This is a genomic window from Nocardia sp. NPDC051750, from assembly GCF_044453135.1.
In the GTDB taxonomy this organism is placed as follows: domain Bacteria; phylum Actinomycetota; class Actinomycetes; order Mycobacteriales; family Mycobacteriaceae; genus Nocardia.
Window position 1 is genome coordinate 641255 of sequence record NZ_JBITCK010000006.1, and the last position, 22881, is coordinate 664135.

The following is a 22881-nucleotide window of genomic DNA, read 5'->3' on the forward strand; positions in this document are numbered from 1 at the left end:
GACACCAACACACGGCGCCGATGGCCGACCGTAGGTTCGGCTTGCGTGGTCCACGCCGGTCGTCAGCGGCTCACCGCTCCCGACCGGCACGGGCTGCGGCGATATCACGCGACTCTTCCCGCGCAACATTCTCGGCCGCAAGGAAGGCGAAGGTCGCCGCGGGTCCGAGCGTGCTGCCCAACGACAGATATCCGTCGCCCGCGATGGACGCCACACAGTTTCCCGCACCGTACAGGCCGGGAATCGCGGAGCCGTCCGACCGCAGCACCCGGCCGCCTGCGTCGGTCTTCGGTCCTCCGTTGGTGTCGAGTACCATCCCGCAGATCAGCACACAGTAATATGGCCCGGCGCCGGCCAAGGGGAACATTCCCGGGTTTTTGTCGTTACCGGGGCGCGCCGAACCGTGCCAGTCGTACTCGGACATATTTTCGCACCGATGGAAGTCTTCGTCCACGCCCGTCTCGGCAAACGCGTTGTAGCGCTCTACAGTTTTACCGAGCTGCCCTGCGAAATCGGGTGCCAGATGGAAGTCACCGATCACCGGCGCGAGCGCGGTCAGACGTTCCTCGATGCGCTCGGAGAGCTCCGCCCAGGTTCGGCCTTCGATGATGTACGGCTTCGGCGGGGAGAACATATCCCAAAACAAGGTGGGTTTGGGATCGTTGGCGACGTAGTCGTCGTAGACCATGAACAGCACGCGATTGGGATAGTCACCGCTTTCGTCACGCTCCCATATCACCCGGTTGCGATCTTGGTAGACGAGTTTCTCGTTGACTATCCTATTCCCGTTGCGGTCGACGTAGATCATGCTGTCTCCGGGAGGGACCGGGATTCCCTTGTCCTCGTTCACACGATTCTGCGCAGCCTTTTCCAAGATATCTTCGTAGAGCCAGCCGTTTCGCATATGGGCAAGTTCGGCGCCGGCCTCGTGGGCAATGGATACAAAATCTCCTTGGGCCGTGGCGACAGCGCAACTGCTGTACAACGGGCCGCGCCAATAGCGCTCGATCAGGTCTTGATTATGTGCGAATCCACCACTGGCGAAGACCACACCGCGCCGCGCGTAGATGGTCTTGTCCCCCGCGATCACTCCGATGGCCGCACCGGTATCGTCCTGGATCAGGTTCTGCACGCGGTATCCGGTGCGTAGTTCTATTCCCCGGTGCTTGACCGCGGCGCCGAGTTGGTCGACGAGATCGGCGCCCGGCGCGGCGGTTCCATCCGGACGGGCGGGGCCTAGGTGCCGGTAGAAGCCCTGGATGGAGTTGTCGAGGTCGGGGTGGTAGCTGACGATCGCGGGGTAACGTTCGGTGAAGGACGGCCAGGTCGTCACCCGGAACGCGCCGGCATCGACGAGCGCATCGATCGCGGTGGCGGCGTGGTCATAGAAGGCTTGAATGGCCTCCCAGTGCCACTCCTGCGCACCGAAGCGTTCGGCGTCGGGGTTGTACTGCTCGGGAAGCGCGACCTGAACGATGTAACGCAGTACGGTATCGCGATCGTCGCGGATTCCCAGGCTGCGCATCACCGAGTTGTCGGGGATCCACATTGCCCCGCCGGACTTGTAAGTCGTACCGCCCACCTCGTCGGACGCTTCCAGCACGATGACGTCAGCACCTCGGTCGTGAGCGAGGATGGCAGTACACATACCCGCCATTCCCGAGCCGACGACAATCACATCGAACTCATCGCGGTCCGTGACCGCGAACCCGGATGGCCGGGGTGGTGGATTGAACAATCCTTCCATCCACCAGTACTTTCGAACTTCTTCGTTCACGTTGTCTTTGCCTTTCATTTCAGTCCACCAGCACGGATCTCGCCTTCCCGGCTAGTCGGTTTTCCGTGACTGGTCGACAAGCTGGCCCTCGTGCGAATAACTTTCGTACGCCTCCGCCAGGTCGCGATACTTCCGGAAGTCCCGTAGGTTCGAATAGTCGGCGTGACGTACGCGGTCGACAAAGTCAGGATTCGATATCTGCGCTCTCCCGACACCGATTACGTCGAAATCGCCGGCCGCCAACCCACGACGTACGCGCACGATGTCATCCTCCACCTGCAGGATCGGGTCCTGATTGTCGAAGACATCACTCGCAAGGTCGGTGGACAGCCCGACACTACCGATCGCGACGACCGGTCGATCCGTCATTGTCTTCACCCAGGACGCAAGGCTCCGGCGAGGGTCGAGGTCCGGCCACGCGACCCCGTCGAACCTGCGGGTCGATACGTGAAAGACGTCGGCGCCGACCTGTTCGAGTCGCGCGATGAACGGCCCCAGCTCGTCCGGTGTCTGCGCGATTTTCGCACCGTAGTCGACCTCCTTCCACTGCGAGAACCGCACCGAGATAATGAATTCCGGTCCGGCTGCCGCCCGGATCGCACTGATGATCTCGACCGGATACGAGGCTCGATCGACCAGCGTGTCACCGCCGTACTCATCCTTGCGCGTATTGGTCTCATGCCAGAGAAACAAATCCAAGAGGTAACCGTGGGCACAGTGCAGTTCGATTCCATGCGCACCGAGCCGCTGAGCGATGAGCGCACTTTCGACATACGCATTCTTTGTATCCTGGAGATCCTGCTTCGTCATCGCGACACCGTTGGCACGGCCTTCTTGAACCAAACCTGACGGGCTCAGAGCAGGGTAATCCGGATACGGGTTCGGAACACCTTCGACAACGAGCCGCAGCGCGCCCGGATGCCACAGCTGCATCAGAAAAACTACATCGCCCGTATCGAGAACCGCACGGGCGACCTGCCCCCATTCGTCTACGGTGTCACGGCCCAGAATACTGAAGGCGGGCTGCCAGTACCCCGCAGGATGATCAGGAGCAGCCCCTTCGGAAATTATCACCCCTGGACCCCGTTCAGCGGTCCGCCGCAACGTATCGGCCATACCGATAGTCGGCTTGTAATTTCGCGAACCGCGCTGCATCGCCGGTAGCAGAAATCTATTTCGGATTGTCGCCGAACCGATCTGTAGCGGCGAAAAGAGCGGATCTGCGTGACTTCCGATCTGCAGTCCGCCTTCTTCGCTGTAGTCCGTCTGCATTTGCATGCCTTTCAGTAACCAACCGAGAATGCCGATTACGTTACTTACGTCACACGCACTGGACAATTAGGTACTTTTTTGTTCGTAATGCCGCTGCAGATTGCCCGCGAAGCCATCCGAGACCAACCGTTTACGAAGGAAAATTCCAGCTCACGGCTGTCCGCCCGACCCGACCACCAGGAATCCTCGCGCCATCTGTTATGCGCCGAACGTATGATCTTTCGAAGATTCTGGCATTGTGGCGGTGCCCCAGAGATGACTCGGTACGACTTATATACGCCCGTCATCCACGCCCTATCCCGCCCAGCACCGAGCCATTCCGGCTTGCGATTCAGACATCCGCTTGCGCTGGCGCATGAGTCCGGACGTGAGATTCCGCAATGCGTTGATTGCAGTGCACCGCAGTTACATGACAATCTCGGTGTGGGCGATGAGGTGCTGACCGAAGAGCTATGGGCCAGGCTGGAGTCGTTGATTCCGCTGTGGGAGAGACGCTTCCGCTACTCGGACCGGCGACGGTCCGATGACCGGGCCGTGCTGGAAGGCATCCTGTATGTGGTTCGCACAGGTATCGGCTGGAACCGTTCGTTCCGGCGCAGTTTCAGCAAATCATCGAGGCCGCAGCACTACTGGGCCGCGGTGAAGGCAACCGTCTGCCGCTCGGCCGCGCGAACGGTCTGGGTCAGCAGGGTAGCGATCGTCATCGGCCCCACACCACCGGGTACCGGGGTGATAAAAGAAGCGCGCATCGCGGCCGTATCGAACTCGACATCGCCCTGGTTGTCGGCGTACCCCGCGTCGACCACGACCGCGCCCGGCTTGACCCATTCGCCTTTGATACTTCCCGGACGGCCGGCCGCGGCCACTACAACGTCGGCTCGTTGAACCTGCTCGCGCAGGTTTGCCGTCCGCGAGTGGCAATAGGTCACCGTCGCATCGCGCCCCAGCAGCAGCATTCCCATCGGTTTGCCCAAGATGGCGCTGCGGCCGATCACCACCGCATGGCGACCGGCCAGCGGCACACCGTAGGCGTCGAGCAGCGCCAGGATTCCGCCCGGTGTCGCGGAGGCGAACCCGTCCTCGGTGAAAGCCATGGCCGCGAACGAGGTCCAGGTAACTCCGTCGACGTCCTTACCGGGATCGATGGCTTCGAATGCCGCCCGTTCATCGATGTGGCCCGGTACTGGATGCTGCAGCAGGATGCCGTCGACCTCAGGATCGGCCGATAGCTCGCTGATGACGCGGCACAGTTCCTCGGTGCCGATCCCGGCATCGAGGTCGAGGCGGCGTGATTCTATTCCGACCTGGTGACAGCGGTTGACCTTCATTCGCACGTAGGTGTGCGAGGCCGGATCATCGCCCACGAGCACTGTCGCCAGCACCAGCCGCCGACCGCATACTCGGACGAACTGCAACACCTCCGCGGCCAGTTCCTCCAGCTTCGCCGCCGGCACACTGCGACCGTCCAGGAGTTGAGCTGTCACATCCACTTCCTTTATTTGTGCTGACATCCGGTAACCGCTGTCAGAAGACAATTGTCTGATTTCCGTCGCGGATCACCCGGTCCTGGCAGTGCCATGCCACAGCCCGCGACAGGACCTGACGCTCGACATCGGCGCCTCGCCGCTGGAGGTCCGCCGTGGTCTGGACGTGGGAGACCCGCACGACGTCCTGCTCGATGATCGGGCCCTCGTCGAGGTCTTCGGTCACGTAGTGAGCGGTCGCTCCGATCAGTTTCACGCCCCGGTCCTTGGCCTTCTGGTACGGCCCGGCACCGATGAAGGCCGGCAGGAAGGAATGATGAATGTTGATCACCGGCGCACCCAGCTCGTCGAGGAACTCTCCCGAGATGATCTGCATGTACCGGGCCAGCACCAGGAGGTCGATGTTCCCTTTGAACAGTTTCAGATGCTCCTGCTCGGCGGCAGTCTTCCCATCCTTCGCGATTGGAACGTGGACAAAAGGGATGCCGAAACTTCGCACATCGTCGCCCAAGTCCGGGTGGTTGGAGAGGACCATGGCCACTTGCATGTGTATCTCCCCATGGCGTTGCCGCCACAGCAGATCCAGCAGGCAGTGATCCGCCTTCGACACCATGATCGCGACACGCTTGGGCTTCCGCGCCTCGACCAACCGGAAGCTCAGTTCGAGCGGACTCAGTGTCTCTTCGAGCTCTTTGTTCAGCGTGTCCATCCGACCCGCCAAATCGTCCAGGTGAAATGTCGTGCGTTGGAAGAACTGGCCACCGACCGGATCGGTCGAGTACTGATCGAGTGACACGATGTTCGCGCCGACCCGCGCGAGCGTAGACGACACCGAAGCCACGATCCCCGGTCCGTCCGCTCCCTTGACGAGCAATCGTCCGAGGTCAGCAGCATTGTGAGCAGGCAAAGACATGACAATGGTTCCTTTCGGGAGCCGCTCCTGCGAGTCCCCCGGTTTCAACGTTGTGGTGATGGTCCGGGCACCGGGTTCGCGGCGGGCGGATGCCTACTGGGCCAAGACTCCGGAGGGAATAGCACTGAGATCGAAATCTTTGTTGCTGGCCAACTCGAGGTAGGGGAATCGCTCGACAGTGGCGCGGATCTGCTTTATCCGTCCGCCGTGGTCACCCCAATGAACGATGACCTCGGTGCCGATCTCGGCCAGGTCGAGGTCGATCGTGGAGTGCGAGAGCATCTCACGGTAGTAGTAGGAGTACACCGCTACCGAGGAGACACCAACCGGTTTGCCGTCCTTGGTGACCAGGTCGGCGTGACCACCGGCGGGCGATTGCGGCGTGGTGGGAAACTCGAAGTGCTTGTACTCCTCGCCGGGCTCGAACTGCGACGCGAACACATCGAGCACGTCTTCCTTGTTCCACCGCAGCACCACAGTCTTACGGCGGCGATCCGCGGCCTCCGCCTCCAGCGCGGCGCGGCCGATGAATTCATGATCGAACTTCGCCATCCAGCCCCAGTTCACCTCGAATGGAGTCCGCAGCCGAGCGCTGAGGTTCCACGGATCGATACTGCCCGGCAGCGGGTTCCCCACCTGCGAAGGAGGCAGCGTGGCACCGAATACCGGGTGACCGACGAATTCGGGGTCTGCGAACGCGGCCGGCAGAAACGTGCATCCTTGCTGCGGAAATCCACCTTCGGTGTGGTTGACCACGTATGTGCGCCACCCGAGTCGCTTCAGCCCGAAGTGCTTGCCGGCCTGGTAAACGGCGTCGAATACCGCCGGACCATGCTCGAGCGGGCCACGCAGCTCATATGCCAGAGTTCCGGCCATACCTATCCGTGAAAGCTCGATGTCGGCCGATTCGATCCCCGGGACGGTGATCTGCTCGACACCCAGGAACTGCAGGTCCCGCAGCGACTTTCCGGTAAGCCGCTCGAGGACCTGGAGAGAGGTCGGACCGGCGACCTGAAACAGGAAAATGTCACGAAGTGCAATGCCGACGTCCAGCCCCAGCGATGGCGCTTTGTAGACCGGCCAGGGCATCGCCGCGAAGTGCCGGAAGGTGTCCTCGTTCTGGCGCACCGTCAAACCGTGATTGGCAATGTAGCCGTTTTCGTCGAGCATCACCAGATGCTTCGAGGTGCCTACAGGCCATTTGTAGACATTGTTGATACTCAGCCGTGAGAGGAACTCCTGCGCATTCGGACCACTGAAGATGATCTCGGGCAACCCGCTCAGGTTCGATGCCAGGTAGGAACTCGTCTTCCACGACATCGACTCCTGTTTCCAGCCATCTCCCTCCCAGATATGCAGGCTGCCAAGGATGTTCAGGTAGGTGGGAATTTCCGGATATGCCGGAACATCGTGAATGGCTGCCGTCAAGCCTGCGACCGAAACCTCCGAACCAACCGCATTGTCGGTACCGCTCATGTGAAACACCTCTCTAGAGAACAGGATTGTGGAAGGCCGAGTCCGACGCAGGATCGGCGAGAAGGTAACCGCCTGTCAGGCGGCATCGTCGTCGATCTGGTCGTAGCGCACCGACTTGACGCGCTCCATCACCGCCCGCAGCGGCTCGGGCTCACGGCCCGTGATCTGCTTCACCTGGTGGGTGAGAATCGCCTGAAAACCCTCAGCGGCCGCCAAATCGGCCGATACCAGCTCGTCACTGGCCCACATGTGGCCCTCGGCGCTGGGCGGCATGCCAGGGTCATAGGTACGTGGAATACCGATCGAGTCGAAGTGCGCGAGCCTCTCCTCCGCGGTCACCGGACGGTATTCGATCTGTACCCCGTGTACCTCGGAACCGATGCGCACGATGTCTCGCATGCTCAACAGCTCGGGCCCGGTGATCTCGTAGATGGCGCCGCCGTGACGCGCGGGGGCGCGCAGCACGGCGGCGGCACTCCTGGCCACATCGCCCTTTGCGACCGGGGACAGGAAGCCTTCGCCGGTGGCCATCTCCAGCCGGCCGCTCTCGACAGCGGGGGTTACCCAGATCTTGCTCACGATCTCGGCGTAGAGGTGATTGCGCAGGATGGTGTAGGCAATCCCCGAAGACTGCAGGTCCTGCTCACTCCGGTAGTGGTCCTTCGCCGACAATGCGGGGTTGTTCGGAAGTCCGCCACCACCCACCGAGGTGTAGACGATATGGCGGATTCCCGCTCGCACGGCGGCGTCGATGGCGTTTCGATGCTCCGAAACTCGCCGACCCAGGTTGAGACCACTGATCAGAAAGAGAGTGTCCGCGCCGGAGTACGCAGCATCGAGCGATTCCCGGTCGCGGTAGTCACCTTTCATGATTGCGATGCCCGGGCCTGTGCGATCTGCGAGATTCTCCGGCGTACGTGTTACAAGCGTCAACTCAGCGTCGGGGTCCTCGTTCAACAGCAACCTCGTAACACGCCGTCCGAGGTCGCCGGAGGCTCCACTGATGACGATTCGGCTCACGATTATCTCCTTCTTCTCGAGTCCTGATTTCCTGGACGAGCTGTCCGAACGCGGCCCGGAGCCCCGAGCGGGTCAGCAGAGCGGCCTCCGGAAGGTCTCGCGCGGTAGGTCTCGGGAAAAGCGCGGTCAGCGTTCTCCGGTGTACCGATGACGGACCTGACCACGGCCGGAAAAGACAGGTTCGTGATTTCTCTCTTATCGTGCTCATGTCCGAATCTGTCGTGACAGACGTCACGGACCAGCCATTCCAGAATGCTGAACCACCTCGGCTGCGACAATGCCAGGAAATTCGACCGGTCGATGCATCTCGTGTATGGCCCCGCCTGGAAGTCCCTCGCGAACCATCTGCCTGATAACGGCGAAAGCGATCGGGTCCGACTGATGCCACCGGGAAATACAGGACGACCGGTGTCGCGCTGGAGCACAATAGCCGAGATGAGTAAGCAAGCACCCCGGGCTCGGACACCGGCGCCACCACCGGCGGAGTTGTTCGGGCGGCAACGCGAGCTGGCGAGCGCACGTGAACTGTTTTCCGGGGCCCGTCTGGTCACGCTCACAGGGCCCGGGGGCGTGGGTAAAACGGCATTGTCCACAGCCTTGTCCGCCACCCTCGGCCGGGCGTTCCGGGACGGCCGGTGGTTTGTCGAGCTCGGCGCACAGCGCAGTTCCGACACCGTCGCCGAAGCCGTGGTGACCCAGCTCGGCCTGGGCACTCTGACCACCATGGATGCCGAGGAACAGCTCCGTCGGCACGTGGCCGACCGTTCGATGCTCTTGATATTGGACAACTGCGAGCACGTCCTGCCCGGATGCCGGCGACTGCTGTCGGCTCTTCTTTCCGCCTGCACCGAGCTGCGGGTACTCACGACCAGCCGAGAACCCTTGGGCATTCGGGGCGAACGTGTCGTTGCCGTCCGCCCGCTGGCAGTCCCGCCCGGCCATCGCGAGGTTACCGCCGAGGAACTCCGCGAGTATCCGGCCGCGGCCATGCTGGAAGCCCGAGCCAAAGCCGTCAACGACCAATTCGAGATCACCGAGCATACGGCGGCGGCGGTCGCGCGGCTGTGCGCCTATCTGGATGGAATGCCGCTGGCCATCGAGCTCGCCGCTGTACGGCTACGGTCGCTGTCGGTGCACGAACTGCTGGCCAATCTCGACGACCGATTCGCGCTACTGGCCTCCGGCGACCCCACCGATGCACCGCACCATCGGTCATTGGACGCGCTGGTGCGATGGAGCTACGACCTCTGCTCCCCGAACGAGCAACTGCTCTGGGAGCGAATGGCCGTGTTCAGCGGCAGCGCCGACCTCCCCGCCATCCGTGCCGTGTGCGGGCTCCCGCCGCTGGACAGCATAAAGCTGCTCGACGCGCTCGACGGATTGGTATCCAAATCGGTCGTCCTCACCGAAATCGTCCAGGGCGATATGCGCTATCGGTTTTTGGAAACGCTGCGCGACTTCGCTCGGGAACAGGCTCGCAACAGCGAAGACCACGGTCGCGCCCGGCAAGCCCACACGGCGTACTACCGGAGCTGGGCGAAGCACGCCGCCGACAGCTTTTTCGGCCCGGACCAAGCCGTTATCGCCCGGCGATGGGAGTGCGACCACAACAACTTCGAACTGGCCTTCGATGATCTCTTGCGGGCCGCCGGGGGCTCCCATGGCGCCCTCGAACTCGCCGCGAACCTCCGCTTCTGGTGGATGAGCGGCCACCTACGCGAAGGCCGACGCTGGCTGGAACGAGCCCTTGCCGCAGATACCACCGCCTGCGCCGAGCGGGGCAACGCGCTGTGGGCAGCGGCATGGTTCGAGGCACTGCACAGCGAAACTCGTATCGCCCAGGATTTCCTGGACGAGGCCGGCACGATCGCCACGGCGATCGGCGATCCGCAGATCGCCGCGCGCGCCTCCACTTGGGCAGGACTCACCGCCCTGGTTGCCGGAGATTTCGAGGCCAGCCGCTCCGCACTCGAGGCCGCCTATACCGGGCACCGGGAGCAGGAGGATGCCGAGGGCCTGCTGATGACCTCGTTCCTCCTCGGATTGATCAGGAGCATATCCGGAGACCATGCGGGAGCCGCCGCAGCCGGCCTGGAGGCGATCGAACGCAGCGAGCGCCTCGGCGATACCTGGGGCCGCTCCTATTCGCTGTGGATGCTCGGGTTCGATGCGTGGACGCGGCAGGACCTCGACGTCGCCGGGGAGTACGCCCGGCAGTGCCTCACTCTGCGGTGGGACTATCACGACGACTTCGGCAGCGCGGTCGCCCTCCACCTGCTGGCCGGAATTACCCTGGACCAGGGCGATCCCCGGACGGCGGCGAAGCTGCTGGGCATCGTCGCAGACCAGCTGACGATTATCGATGCCGAAGTCCCGGGCTGGCTGGGGTCGCGATATCTGGAGATAACCTCTGCCGCCAGGGAGCGGCTCGGGGACGATACGTTCATCCGCCAGCGCAATATCGGGCGCCGACTGGACCGCGGCCAGCGGATGCGGCTGGCGCTGGGACCGGGCGCCGAGATGCCGCCGGATCAACCGGACACGGTGGCCTCGGCCGACCTGCTGACACCGCGGGAGAAAGAAGTGGCTGCGCTGCTCGCGGAAGGCCTCAGCAACCGCGCCATCGCAACCAAGCTGGTGCTCTCCCCACGCACGGTCGAGGCACACGTCGAACACATTCTGACCAAGCTGAGCGTCGGCTCCCGTACAGAAGCAGGCCTGTGGGCAGCTACCACACTCGGCAAGAAACCATGATGCACGGCGCCGTACCCATGTCCCGTGCCGCATGGGTACGTAGCTCCGGAATTACGTAGCTCTTACGTATTCCCCCGCATGTCACGGACACACCCCGCGAGAGATGGTGTAGTTCCCATCCGAACAGCCCCATGTGCGATGGATGGACCCGTTCTCGACTGGAACTCCAAATGCTGGACCACCGGGTAGGTATCCGCCAGTGCGGCGTTCCGCCCGGAGGTGAATCGACCATGCAACTACGTGAGCTCGAATGGTTCGTCACGCTGGCCGAGACCGAGCACATCACGGAGTCCTCGATCCGGCTGCACATCAGTCAGCCGACGCTGTCGCGGGCATTGGCCCGGCTCGAACGCAAGCTCGGAGTGCAACTGTTCGACCGCAACCAGAACCGGCTCCGGCTGAACAAGTACGGAGAGCTGTTCCGGACTCACGCGTTGCGCGCACTCGACGAGCTCCACAGTGGGGAAGAGCGGATCGCCGACCTGGTCGATCCAGATCGAGGCTCGGTATCGCTCGGTTTCGCGCATTCCTTCGGCGGCTGGCTGATCCCCAACCTACTCATTCGCTACCGTGGAATCGCACCCGGCACGTCATTCGAATTACACGGAGATGCTTGTGACTCCGTGGTCGGCAACGTGCGGCAAGGGCAGATCGATATCGGATTCGTGGCTCCGCAGCCGGCCGCGGACGATCTCGAGTGGATACCGCTCGGTAGTGAGGCGCTGTGTCTGCGAGTTCCCCCGGGGCATGCGTTCGAAGGCCGCGACCGTGTCGCGATGGCCGATGTGGCGAACGAACCCATGATCGCGCTGAAGGGCGAGTACGGCCTGCGGCAGGTGACGAACCAACTGTGTCTGGAGGCGGGATTCGATCCGCGGATCGAGTTCGAAGTCACCGAATTGTCCACCTTGAATGCCCTGGTCACAGCTGGAATGGGCATCGCTGTCGTGCCCGCCGCCCATTCGGGACACACATCATCGGCCGGTACCGTCCCCCTCAGCGACCCCACCGCGTTCCGGCGCTATGGAGCGGTCGTCCGTCGACCCGGGCCGAGTGGTCGAGCCGCGCGGCGCTTCCTGGAATTCGTCACCGGTATCTCCCAGGTTCCGGCACACGTCGGCCGCGCGGCGTCAGACGGCGCCCCGCCACGAATACTGCGGACTTCGCCCCCGACCGCTTGGCCGGTACCGGCGTAGCACTCGACATAGTGCGGATCGGTCGACTCCGCGGTGACGGGCCGCTCGTGCATTATGTGTACCGTGGTGACGGTAGTAGGTGATCGGTATCGGGTACTCACGGACAAGCAATGGGAACTGCTCGAGTTGTTGTTGCCGAAATCCGGAGGGCGCGTGGGCCGTAACTTTTCCAACAACCGTGTCGTCGTCGAGGGGATGCTGTACCGGCTACGCACGGGCGTAGCGTGGCGAGCCTGTCAGAGGTGTTCGGGCCGTGGCAGACGGTGTGGAAACGGCACCGTCGCTACGCCGCCGACGGCACCTGGGATCGGGTGCTGACCGCGTTGCCGGCGTTGGCCGATACCGGGTTACTGGATGCGTTGCATCGGGAGATACTCAACCGGATCGGCGCCGCCGGCCGGATCGATTCGAGTTCCTCTCCGAGATCCCCCGCACGGCTACTTGCAAGTTTCGCAAAACCGCTCTGCGTGAGCAATTTGCAGACTGACCGGATTTCTCATGAATCAGCCCCATCCTCGATTATTCGCGCTCCGGCCAGCTCACGGCCGGCAATATAACCGAAGGTGAGCGCCGATCCGATATTGATGCCGCCGGCCGGATAGTAGCCACCCATGACGCTGGCCTGGTCGCTGCCCGCGGTGAACAGTCCAGGGATGGGCCGTCCGGATGCGCTGAGTACCCGTGAGCGCCCGTCCACGGCCAGTCCCGCGAATGTTCCGAAGGATCCGGGCACAACTTTGACGGCATAGAAGGGGCCCTTTTCGATCGGCGCGAGGGATGGATTAGGGCCAATAGCGGGATCTCCGCCATAGCGGTTGAATTCGGTTTTGCCGCGCCCGAACTCGGGATCCACGCCGCGCCTGGCATTGTGGTTGAACCGCTGCACGGTTTCGCGGAGTTCGGCGGGGTCGATTCCGCACTTGCGCGCCAGCTCCTCCAGCGTGCGCCCCTTCTTCAAGTACCCGGAGCGTAGGTACGGAAACAACGGCACGGGTAGTGGCTTGGCCATACCGAGGGGATACTTCCGCACGAATCGCGAGTCCGCGACCTGCCACGACTCGACGGGCTCACCTTCTGGTGTTGCCGCGATGAGCGCCTCGACATAATCCCAGTATCCATTGGCCTCGTTGACGAACCGCTTCCCGTCTCGCCGCACACCGATCGAGCCGGGCTTGGCACGATCCATGATATGTGGAAATGTTCCGGTCCGGCCGTTGCGGAACGGCACGAGAGAGACCGGACACCATGCCGCAGGCGAATGGAGGTCTGCGGTGAAGTGGCCACCGACGGATTCACCGAGTCGGATCCCATCCCCGTCTGCAGTCCGCGGCGCGAGCGTCCAGTGCTCGGCCCCCGTCGGCGTCCTGGGAAAGATATCCCGGCGACGCTCGACGTCATTGGGGAACCCACCGGAAGCGAGGACGACACCGCGCGCCGCGTGGATGCGGTACTCCCCCTCCGGTCCCTTGACGATGGCCCCGGTGACGCGTCCATCGTCGTCGGTCAACAGTCGCACAGCCGGCGTGCTGACCTTGATTTCCACTCCGAGGTCCTCCGCACTCTGCAAGAGTCGGCCCACGAGCGCGGTCCCGTTGACGAGTTGCATCCCACGCCGGTGCAGGGCCAGATCGAACATGTGCATTCCGACCCGCCGCACCGCATGCACGAGGCCGGCCGGCCGGCCTTGTGAGGCCGAAAGGAACTTGGTCAAATCGGGGCCGGCCATGATGCCCATACCGAGGAATGAGGTCTCGTACAACTGTCCGCGCAGGAGTTCGCGGACACGCCGCGACAGCCGCCGCGCGTTGATCGGCGTCGGTCCGACCGAACGGTGGCCGGTCCCGGCGCCCGGAGTCTTGCCGTAGATATCGTTGATCTTCGCGCCCGGCGTGAACTGCAGGCACGTCCGGTCATGGAAGAAGCCGACCATATGGGGAGCGGCTTCGAGGTACGCCTCGATCCGATCGGGCTGATAGCGGTGCCCGAGCGTATGACGTAGGTAAGTACGGAATAGTTCCGGGTCTTCATCGACGCCGTCAGCCTTGGCGAGCGGGTTTCCGGGCGTCCAAGCCCAGCCACCCGACCACGCTGTGGCCCCGCCACATACGTCGGCCTTCTCTACGACCACGACACGGAGCCCGTGGTATGCCGCGGTCACTGCGGTGGACAGCCCGCCGGCGCCGGAGCCGACAACGAGTACGTCGGTGTCGAGATCAGTGGGAAATGCCGCGGTCTGGGCGGTCACAGGGTATCTCCGTTCGAGGTGGTGGAAGTAACGGCAGTGGCTTCCATGAGGTCGCACGCGAGGGTGTCTGTCATCGTTGAGCCTGATCAATCCACCGGTACGACCACAATCCGGTCAGTAGCGCGATAGCGCACGCGGCGGCGAGCAGGATCGCTACCGGGCTCCAGCTTGCGCTTTCATCGAGCAGGGCGGTGGCGATCAAGGGCACGAATCCGCCCACGGCGCCGGCTACCGCGTAGCCGAAACCCGCCCCGCTGTAGCGTATTCGGGCGTCGAACATATCGGTGAACCAGGTCTGCTGTACCGATGTGGAGATGTTGTGTCCGAGGTTGATCAGGATGAAGAACCCCAGAATCATCATCGGCATCGATCCGCTTTCCAGCGCGGAGAAGAACGGAACTCCGGCGGCGGCCGCGCACAGCGGCCCGACAATGTAGAACCACCGCGGACCGAACCGGTCGGCGAGGAAACCCCACAACGAGGTTATCGGCACTGCGAGCATGAGTGCGACCATCGATGCTGTCAGCACGCTACTCGGCGGGGTTTCGGTGTAGTTCTCGACATAGACCAGCGAGAACGTAAAACCCAGATAGAACGTGCACTGGTCGACCAGACGCATCCCGATAATCGCGAGAATCTGCTTGGGGCTCGTTGTCAGCGCCTCCAACAGGGGTGCAGTTTGCTTCTTCTTCGTCTCTTCGAGCTCGGCGAATACCTTCGACTCGGGGACACCGGTGCGGATCCAGAGCCCGACGGCCGTGAAGAGGATGCTGATCAGGAATGGCAAGCGCCAACCCCACGAATCGAACTGCTGATCTGTGGTCAGGTTGGTGACGATGGAGAATGCGAACGTCCCCAGGAGCAGTCCGAGGAACGAACCGATCTGCACGCCGCTCGCGAGGAAGTTCCGTTTTCCTTTCGGCGCGTTCTCCACCGCCATAAGGGCTGCCCCACCCCATTCACCGCCCACCGCGATGCCTTGTACCGCGCGCAGGCTGATCAACAGAATCGGGGCAGCTATGCCGATGGCGGCATAGCTGGGCAGCAGACCGATGCCGGTGCTGGCCAGGCCCATGATCAAAATGGTGATCACCAGCATTTTCCGTCGTCCGACCCGGTCGCCGAAGTGCCCGAAGATCGCCCCGCCGATCGGACGGAAGACGAATCCGACGGCAAATGATCCCAGCGAAGCGAGAGTGCCCACCATCGGGTTCTCGGAGGGGAAGAACGTCGGCCCGAATACCAGGGCGGCGGCGGTCCCGTACAGAAAGAAGTCGTACCAGTCGACGATCGCGCCGACCGTGCTGGCCATTGCCGCACGCCGTGACCCGGGTGATCGGGTCGGAGCCGGTACAACGGCCCCTTCATCGGCCGGAGCGGTACCGCCCGTCGCCGAACAGGGATTCGAAATTGTCATGAGTGTGTTTCTTTCCTGGAGGCAATAGCGAGCTGTAGGCGGTTGCGGCTGATGCGGCGCCATGCTTGAATGACTACGTAGTCAATTTGTGATCCACAGCATAAGTAGGCGGCGGCTGTACGTCAACTCCCCACCAGAAGTACGCGAAGGACGGTTAATGACACGCTCAATCGGACTGGCCCATCTGTCGGCCTTGCAGCTGACACCGCCCGAGTTGGTCGACGCTGCGGCCGACTACGGCTTCAACTCGGTCGGTGTGCGGGTACATCCCGCCACCCCGTCGGAGAACTCGTACCCCATGAGCCTCGGTTCGCCGATGTCGGTACAGACGCTCGCCCGACTCGAGGACACCGGACTGACAGTGTTCGACGTAGAGGTTTTCACCCTCGACGGCGTACGCGGTCGCGACGAGTGGATGCCGGTCCTCGAGGCCGGGGCCACGCTCGGGGCCCGGATACTCAATGTGATCGGCGGTGACGACAACCCGCGCCGGATGACAGATTCACTGGCAGCCCTTGTCCGCGATGCCCGCGAGTTCGGAATCACCGCATCGATCGAGCCGATTTCATACCAGCAGATCAATACCTTCCGCATAGGCGCAACCATTGCGGAGCAGACCGGGTGCGGCATCATGCTCGACGTCCTACACTTCGTTCGCAGCGGCGGAACCATCAGCGACCTCGTGGCTGCCCCCAAGGGTTCGGTTCAGGTAATCCAATTGTGCGACGGTCCCGCGACCGTCCTCGACCTCACACCTCCGACGCGCATGCCCCTCGGTCAAGACACCAACGGATCCGCCCGCCAGATCGAATCACGAGCCGAACGGCAGGTGCCCGGTGAGGGCGCGTTTCCACTGGTCGATATCTTGCGGGCGTTGCCAGGCGTCCCGATCAGCGTGGAGGTTCCCGACGTCACTTTCGTCGAAACACGGGGAATCGCGGCGCATTTGAAGCGAATTTTCGCTGCAACACACGAGTTGGTCACCACTTCTGACTCCGAACGACAGGAAACCCTTCGATGACCGCAGCCGACCACGCCCTGAACGCCACTGCCGCTGACCCTTCGACTTTCTATCCCGGTCGGTTCGCCGGACGCGTCATCCTCGTCACCGGTGCAGCCGGCGGCCTCGGATCGGTAACCGTCGAACGGCTCGGTCGCGAAGGCGCCTCAGTCATAGGCACTGATGTCGTCGGTACCGGACACGAAAGATCCCGCGACGTCGAGACTCTCGACGTCACTCACCGTGCAGCATGGGACGAGACCGTGTCCCGCGTGCTGGCCAGGTATGGCCGCCTCGACGGCGCCCTATTCGCACACGGCGTTCAAGGCCCCGAAACCTCAGTCGCGGACATGCCATTCGACGACTGGTCAAGGACCATGAGTGTCAACCTGGACGGGTGCTTTCACGGCCTCGCCGCAATCCTCCCCACGCTGGTCGAGCAAGGTTATGGCCGGGTTGCCATCTTGTCCTCGATCTCCGCGCGCGAGGGAAATCCATTCCAGGCCGCGTACTCCGCATCGAAAGCCGCGGTGGTGTCACTGGTCAAAACCGCCGCCAAGGAGGTCGCCGAACACAATGTGACCGTCAACGCGATTGCGCCCTCCATGATGCAGACCCGGATGCTCGAGGATCTCAGTCCGGAACGCAACGCCGCGCTGCTCTCACGCGTCCCCATGGGGCGGGTCGGCACGCCCGCGGAGTTCTCAGCCCTGGCGACCTGGCTACTTTCGACCGAGGCCAGTTATGTCACCGGTCAAACACTGGATCTCAGCGGCGGCCGGAACATCGCCTGACGAACAGCCGATAGCAAGCCTTCTGAACACCTGATCGGTCGACTGTTCCGCGTTTCGCCGCGGTCCCGAGTTTTTGGACCGCGGTGGGCGTCGGCCACCAGCCGTTCACCCACCAGAGCAGAGAGGCGACGATGATTGTTCGGAGCGTTCGATGGGCGGCGAAAAGGCCACGCCACCGGCGCCAGAGATCGCGTGTGCGGCAAACCGGCACCGCCTGACCTTTGGGTAGGATCCGCTTGTGGTAACCAGTGTCGATCTCGCCGCTTACCTGGGATTGAGCCAGACGACAGTCTCACGCGTCATGCGCGGAGATCCTGCCGTAGCCGAGCGAACGACAAAACGTGTACTCGCCGCTGCACGTGAACTCGGCTACGTTCCCAACTCGGCAGCTCGCAGCTTGGTCACCAAGCGCGCGCGAACGGTCGGCGTTGTGGTTGCCGACCTGAAGTCTCCGTTTTATCCCATGGTTGTAGATACCATTCAGCACCTGCTCAGCGAACGGGGCTATCGGATCGCCTTGATCCGCGATCCGGATGTTCCGGAGGAGGTCGACAGCGTAGATGTGCTCGATCCGGCGACCGTAGACGGCATGATTTTCGTTTCCGCCCGACTGAAGTCGCGCACCGTGCGCAGAGTTCTCGAACGAAATACGCCGGTGGTGCTACTCAGCCGGGATGATCCTACGCTATCTCTCGAGGTGGTCCTCTCCGATGACGAGGGTGCGGGCGAAATGGTAATCGATCACCTGACCAACCTTGGTCACCGAGATATTGCCATTCTGTCGGTGCCCCGCGATCGCACCAATGGTGCCGCCCGCGAGGACGGTGCCCGGCGAGCACTCGAACGCCGAGGTATTGCACTAAGCGATGACTACGTCAAACGAGCAAACCTGACACACGACCATGGCATGGAGATGGCGACCTCGTTGCTGTCGCTGAGCCATCCGCCCTCGGCAGTCTTCTGCGTTACCGATGAATTGGCATTTGCCACGCTGGATGCAGCCGCTCGGATCGGCGTATCGGTACCGGAAGAACTGTCTGTCGTCGGCTTCGATGATTCCCCCCAGGCAGGATGGTCGATGATCAACCTCACCACCGTCCACCAGCCGATCGAAGATATGGCTGCCGAAGCAGTCCGGCTGCTACTTGCGCGATTGGACGACAACGCGATCGAAGAACCCGGTCCGCGAGTGTTCCCCGTCCGACTCCAGGTGCGTGGGACCACAGGTCCAGCCCCAAGGTGTGCCGCACCCAGCGATTAACCTCCCCGTTCATGCCAATTCCGGGTGGCCTCGGACCCGACCGAGTCAAGGCTGATCACGACGCCGGCCAACCATTCACGAAAAGTGCTGGCGGCCCTCGGGTCCGCCCTCGTACAAGCGCGAGCGAAAGCGTGGCGGTTCGCGGGGAACAACTGGTACAACACTTCCCGGCTCACGCACCGCCTCGGCCGCACACCACCGGCCGAGTACGAAGCCGACTATTATTCCAACCTGCCCCAGCAAACGGCTGGAGACAGATAGCCCGGTGCGCATCGAACCCGGGTGATTCACCAAACTCGGTTCCACCTCACGCGCACAGATCGCAGCCGGGGCCGCAGGCTCAGGTCTCCGACGTCAGCGACCGTGAGTCGCAACGCTGCTGTCCGCCGACCTCGACGGCGGTCAGCCCGCGATTCACCGCGGTCCACTGACGTAACCGTGATGGGCATCGACAGCAGGAACGACCTCGGTCCGTCGAAGGAGCTGCATAGGAGCGCTCGGGGCCGCCCTGAGCACCTCGATACTGCGAGAGCGGGGGAACTGTCACTTCGTCTGCTGGGGTTTCACCCCAGGCCCTTCACTGGAGTGCTCGACTGCCCACGCCGCGATCTGCGCCCGTGAGGTATAGCCCAATTTGGTAAGGATATGCTCCACATGTCCTTGTGCCGTCCGCTGGGAGATAACCAACCGGGCCGCGATCGCCTTGTTGGTCAATCCCTCGGCAACGAGTTCGACCACCTCATTCTCACGCTTGGTCAAGATCGCTGACGCCGGCGCCCCAGCTCCCTGTTGCTCGCCCAGCGCGTATCCGAGCGCTGCGTGGAAACCCATAGAGAGTCCCTGCTCATATGCCCGGTCATATTCACGGCGACCGACCGCTTCGAGGGACCGGCGCTCACATTCTCTGCGAGAGGACAGCATTTGGCGATACACCATGCTGGAGCCACCGACTGAGCGAGCGAGCCCGTCCGCTCCACCCAATAGAACGACCGCCCGCGTCAGCTCCTGTTGTTCACACGCGATCCATGCCAGAATCTCCAATCCAATCGCGGCAAGTAGCGGATCGACGATCTGCCGCGCAGTCCGGAGAGCCTCAGTTAGCAACTGCCGCGCTCGCTCTGGTTCGCCTTTGCGCCACACTGCGAGCGCCAGCGGCCGTAGCGCCAGCGATTGGAAATAGATGTCCCCGAGCGACTGCGCTTCGGCCAGGGCCTCGTCGAGGCAGGTGATCGCGTGGTCCATGTCACCGAGGAGAACGTAGTTCCAACCGATCGAGGCCTTCACCCTGAGTCGGAAGGCGGTATCACCTTGCGCGGTGAAGGCATCGAGCGCATCGGTCAGCCGAGTGAGCGCACGTGATAGATCGCCGCTGGTCAATGCGGTAAATCCATCGGCATAGCCGAACCAACCGTCGATCGCAGTGCCAACAGTGTCGGCGGCGAGGGCACTGAGCTCGGCGACGTCAGCACGGGCAGCTGTAAAGTCGCCCAGAGTCGCGGCGAACGCACCCGCCGCGCAAAGGGCTTTGGCTGTTTCAACCGGCGTAGCGCTGGAGATGGTGGACAGTATTCGCTCGCACCAGCGGCGCCCTTCACTGAATCGTCCAGTGGCTGCCCAGAAGTTGTGCAGGCAAGCGGCGGTTCGCAACCCGGCCGCATCACCTTCTGATCGACTGAATTCCAGCGCATTTCGCAGATTTGATAGTTCCCGCGTAACGCGGGCGGCCCACTCAACTTGGCGGGAACTCACCCAGTCCGCTTCCACCTCGAGCGCGAGACGCTCGTACCAGTCGCGATGCCCCCGGCGCAGATCCGGATACTCTCCGTCGGACCGGACCTTATGTATGCCGTATTCCTGCACGGTCTCGAGCATCCGGAATCGGACCGAGTCGCCGATTTCTTCCCGAGAAATAATAGACTTGTCGACCAGAGCGGATAAGGTGTCTATGAATTCCGGCTCGCTCATTCCGGCACCACAAACGGCTTGTGCGGCATCGAGTTCGAAACTGCGGGCGAAGACAGACAGTCGTCCCCACAGTCGCTGTTCGGTGGGTGTACACAAGTCATAACTCCAGCCGATGCACCACCCCAGCGTTTGCTGCCGTGTTGGCGCGCTCCGGCTGCCGCGGGTCAGAGTGGCGAATCGATCGGTCAACCGTTCCAGGATTTGTTCGGGCGACATCGTTCGAAGCCGGGCTGCGGCCAACTCGATCGCTAACGGTAATCCGTCCAATCGTGCGCAGATTCCGGCGACGCTTTCTCGGTTTTCCTCGGATAGCTGGAAGCCCGGTACTGTCGCGGCGGCGCGCTCGGCAAACAGCATCACCGCGTCATAGCCCCCAACTTGCCGTAAGGTCGGGCCGGCTTTTAGGTCCGGGAACCTCAGTGGAGGGACCGCCAGGACCGATTCCCCACCGATGCCGATAGCTTCCCTGCTCGTCGCGAGGATCCGCAGCTGGGGGCACGCCTGCAGCAGCGTCTCCATCAGTTCAGCAACCGCCTCGATCACCTGCTCACAGGTATCGAAAATCAACAGGCACCGGCGCGCTGAGAGGAAATCCACCAATGCGTCGAGTACGGGTCTGTTCGTCTCACGAAGGCCGAGCGCCGACACGGTGACATCGACCAGTAAGGCTGGGTCGTGCAGCTCTCCCAACTCGACCAGCCATATTCCCCCCACGAAATTTTTTTGCAATTTGTGGGCGATGCGCAGCGCAAGTCGTGATTTACCTACACCGCCAGGCCCGGTCAGGGTTACCAGGCACGACTCTGCCAGTCGGTTCCTCGCATCCGAGACTTCGCTGCGGCGATTGACAAAGCTGGTCAGCTCCCGCGGTAAATTTCCGACGCGACCCCGCTGAACCGCCCCGCTGGGTGGACTGCTGGCCCGGCGTGCGGGTGCTCCCATCTCCCGCCGACCGCTCTCGTCGCTCAGCTCCGCCCGTAGCGCCATCTCGTCCATCGGGAAACCATGTGCTGCCTGAAGGCGCTGGAGCTGCTCACCGAACACCGCAGCCATGGGCCGACGTTTCTCTTCACGGGACATCGCCGACTCGACTACGGCGGAGACATCCTCCGGGATCCCTTTATCCCGTAGATCCGGGACCGGCTGGGTCGCGATCCGCAGGAATTGCGCAACCACCTGCTCGCCGACCTGCCGTTCGAACGCAGCGTGCCCGGTAAGCGCACAGAACAGCGTAGCTCCCAACCCGTACACATCCGATGCCTCGCTGGGCTCGCCTCCGCTGAGGACCTCTGGAGCGGTGAACGCGGGCGACCCGGTGACCGCGCCGGCTGCGGTGCGGAACCCACCGGCAAGGTGTGCGATACCGAAATCCGTCAGAGCCGGTTCTGCATAGTCGGAGAGCAGGACATTCCCTGGCTTGATATCGCGATGCAAGATACCCACATGGTGGACTGTCTCCAACGCTCCCGCAATCTTCACTCCCAACCGCAAGACATCCCGTAACGACAATGGCGCACCGCCGCGTATCAGTTCGTTCAGCGAACCTTGCGGGTAGTACGGCATGACCAAGTAGGGGCGACCGGTTGCAGTTTCACCGACCTCAAGCACGCCGACGATATTCGGGTGACCTGTCAGCCGGCCCATCGCACGTTGCTCGCGAAAAAAACGTTCCCGAACATCATCGAGGTCACAGGTAAGAACCTTTACTGCCACCGTACGGTCCAAGGTGGGTTGCTTACACCGGAACACAACACCGAAACCGCCCCGCCCGACTTCCTCGGCGTCCTCCAATCCGGCGGCACCCAACTCCGCGACCACTCCCAGGTCACGCTCTGTCCTGCACTCATCGGAGTCCATCGTTGGCCACCTGCGAAACGCCGTTCCGAACAGATATAGATTACACCGCTCACCGACTCTCGGCGTGGTGCCTACTTTTGAAGTGCCGAATCCGTGGCCCTGCCCACAGAACGCTCAACGGACGCTCGCCGAAATGCTTGCGGCAGGTCTGGGGGAATACGGCCCGATGAGCGGTGCCGAGTACGCGGTTCTCGCCGTACCGCTCGACCCTGTAGCAGATCGCTACATCGCCTACAGTGGACGCCCGACGACCGGTGGCGCGGAGCTGGTACTTCGGCGAAGTATTGCCGAGTCTTCAGGATCACCACCCACCTCCGGCTCGCTGCCATCGCCGGAACAATCCATAAACCGCCGACTAGGCCGCGTTTCATAAGCTGTGGCCGGATAACCACAGGTTGATCGCGGCGACGCGGACCGTGGCCAGGTAGCGGACAGCGAGTTTGTCGTAGC

General features: G+C 62.7%; 15 protein-coding genes and 1 pseudogene. 7 read left to right on the forward strand and 9 right to left on the reverse strand.

Features of this window, described 5'->3' with window-relative positions; genetic code table 11:
• Window positions 1–70: 70 nt before the first annotated feature.
• Window positions 71–1777: an FAD-dependent oxidoreductase gene (locus ACIA75_RS27760; RefSeq protein WP_397109035.1), complete on the reverse strand. Its 1707-nt coding sequence runs from the start codon at window positions 1775–1777 to the stop codon at window positions 71–73.
• Window positions 1778–1828: 51 nt separating this feature from the next.
• Complete coding sequence (locus tag ACIA75_RS27765) at window positions 1829–3049, reverse strand: 12-oxophytodienoate reductase (RefSeq protein ID WP_397109037.1); 1221 nt, start codon at window positions 3047–3049, stop codon at window positions 1829–1831.
• A 255-nt stretch (window positions 3050–3304) separates the two neighbouring features.
• On the opposite strand from ACIA75_RS27765, the pseudogene ACIA75_RS27770 reads away from it, so the two are divergent.
• Window positions 3305–3622: pseudogene (locus ACIA75_RS27770) on the forward strand (transposase); the annotation flags it as partial.
• A 53-nt stretch (window positions 3623–3675) separates the two neighbouring features.
• On the opposite strand, the gene ACIA75_RS27775 reads toward ACIA75_RS27770, so the two are convergent.
• From ACIA75_RS27775 to ACIA75_RS27790, 4 genes are all read right to left on the reverse strand, one after another.
• Window positions 3676–4533, reverse strand: coding sequence for a bifunctional 5,10-methylenetetrahydrofolate dehydrogenase/5,10-methenyltetrahydrofolate cyclohydrolase (locus ACIA75_RS27775; RefSeq protein WP_397109039.1), 858 nt, complete (start codon window positions 4531–4533; stop codon window positions 3676–3678).
• 40 nt (window positions 4534–4573) lie between these two features.
• Window positions 4574–5446, reverse strand: coding sequence for a formyltetrahydrofolate deformylase (gene purU / locus ACIA75_RS27780; RefSeq protein WP_397109041.1), 873 nt, complete (start codon window positions 5444–5446; stop codon window positions 4574–4576).
• A gap of 93 nt (window positions 5447–5539) precedes the next feature.
• A complete protein-coding gene (locus ACIA75_RS27785; protein WP_397109043.1) occupies window positions 5540–6922 on the reverse strand; it encodes a hypothetical protein in 1383 nt (460 codons plus the stop codon).
• Window positions 6923–6997: 75 nt separating this feature from the next.
• On the reverse strand, window positions 6998–7942 hold the full coding sequence (locus ACIA75_RS27790; protein WP_397109045.1) for an SDR family oxidoreductase: 945 nt from the start codon (window positions 7940–7942) through the stop codon (window positions 6998–7000).
• A 435-nt stretch (window positions 7943–8377) separates the two neighbouring features.
• On the opposite strand from ACIA75_RS27790, the gene ACIA75_RS27795 reads away from it, so the two are divergent.
• The 3 genes from ACIA75_RS27795 (at window position 8378) to ACIA75_RS27805 (ending at window position 12210) form a co-directional block, all read left to right on the forward strand.
• Window positions 8378–10696, forward strand: coding sequence for an ATP-binding protein (locus ACIA75_RS27795; protein WP_397109047.1), 2319 nt, complete (start codon window positions 8378–8380; stop codon window positions 10694–10696).
• A gap of 230 nt (window positions 10697–10926) precedes the next feature.
• The gene (locus tag ACIA75_RS27800; RefSeq protein WP_397109048.1) at window positions 10927–11892 is read left to right on the forward strand and encodes a LysR family transcriptional regulator; all 966 of its coding nucleotides are present in this window, start codon (window positions 10927–10929) and stop codon (window positions 11890–11892) included.
• A 54-nt stretch (window positions 11893–11946) separates the two neighbouring features.
• Window positions 11947–12210, forward strand: a complete 264-nt coding sequence (locus ACIA75_RS27805) for a transposase (protein WP_397109050.1) — start codon at window positions 11947–11949, stop codon at window positions 12208–12210.
• 178 nt (window positions 12211–12388) lie between these two features.
• Here the strand turns inward: ACIA75_RS27805 and ACIA75_RS27810 are convergent, their stop codons facing one another.
• Window positions 12389–14137, reverse strand: a complete 1749-nt coding sequence (locus ACIA75_RS27810; protein ID WP_397109052.1) for an FAD-dependent oxidoreductase — start codon at window positions 14135–14137, stop codon at window positions 12389–12391.
• A gap of 70 nt (window positions 14138–14207) precedes the next feature.
• Window positions 14208–15449: an MFS transporter gene (locus ACIA75_RS27815; protein ID WP_397109054.1), complete on the reverse strand. Its 1242-nt coding sequence runs from the start codon at window positions 15447–15449 to the stop codon at window positions 14208–14210.
• A gap of 193 nt (window positions 15450–15642) precedes the next feature.
• Here ACIA75_RS27815 and ACIA75_RS27820 point away from each other — a divergent pair, with 193 nt between their 5' ends.
• The 3 genes from ACIA75_RS27820 to ACIA75_RS27830 all read left to right on the forward strand — a co-directional run bounded on the left by ACIA75_RS27820 (window position 15643) and on the right by ACIA75_RS27830 (window position 18609).
• Window positions 15643–16575, forward strand: coding sequence for a sugar phosphate isomerase/epimerase family protein (locus ACIA75_RS27820; RefSeq protein WP_397109056.1), 933 nt, complete (start codon window positions 15643–15645; stop codon window positions 16573–16575).
• Window positions 16572–17348, forward strand: coding sequence for an SDR family NAD(P)-dependent oxidoreductase (locus tag ACIA75_RS27825; RefSeq protein WP_397109058.1), 777 nt, complete (start codon window positions 16572–16574; stop codon window positions 17346–17348). The genes ACIA75_RS27820 and ACIA75_RS27825 overlap by 4 nt, the downstream gene beginning before the upstream one ends.
• A gap of 238 nt (window positions 17349–17586) precedes the next feature.
• The gene (locus ACIA75_RS27830) at window positions 17587–18609 is read left to right on the forward strand and encodes a LacI family DNA-binding transcriptional regulator (protein ID WP_397109060.1); all 1023 of its coding nucleotides are present in this window, start codon (window positions 17587–17589) and stop codon (window positions 18607–18609) included.
• Window positions 18610–19152: 543 nt separating this feature from the next.
• On the opposite strand, the gene ACIA75_RS27835 is transcribed toward ACIA75_RS27830, so the two are convergent.
• Window positions 19153–22431, reverse strand: coding sequence for a protein kinase (locus ACIA75_RS27835; protein ID WP_397109062.1), 3279 nt, complete (start codon window positions 22429–22431; stop codon window positions 19153–19155).
• Window positions 22432–22881: the final 450 nt, after the last annotated feature.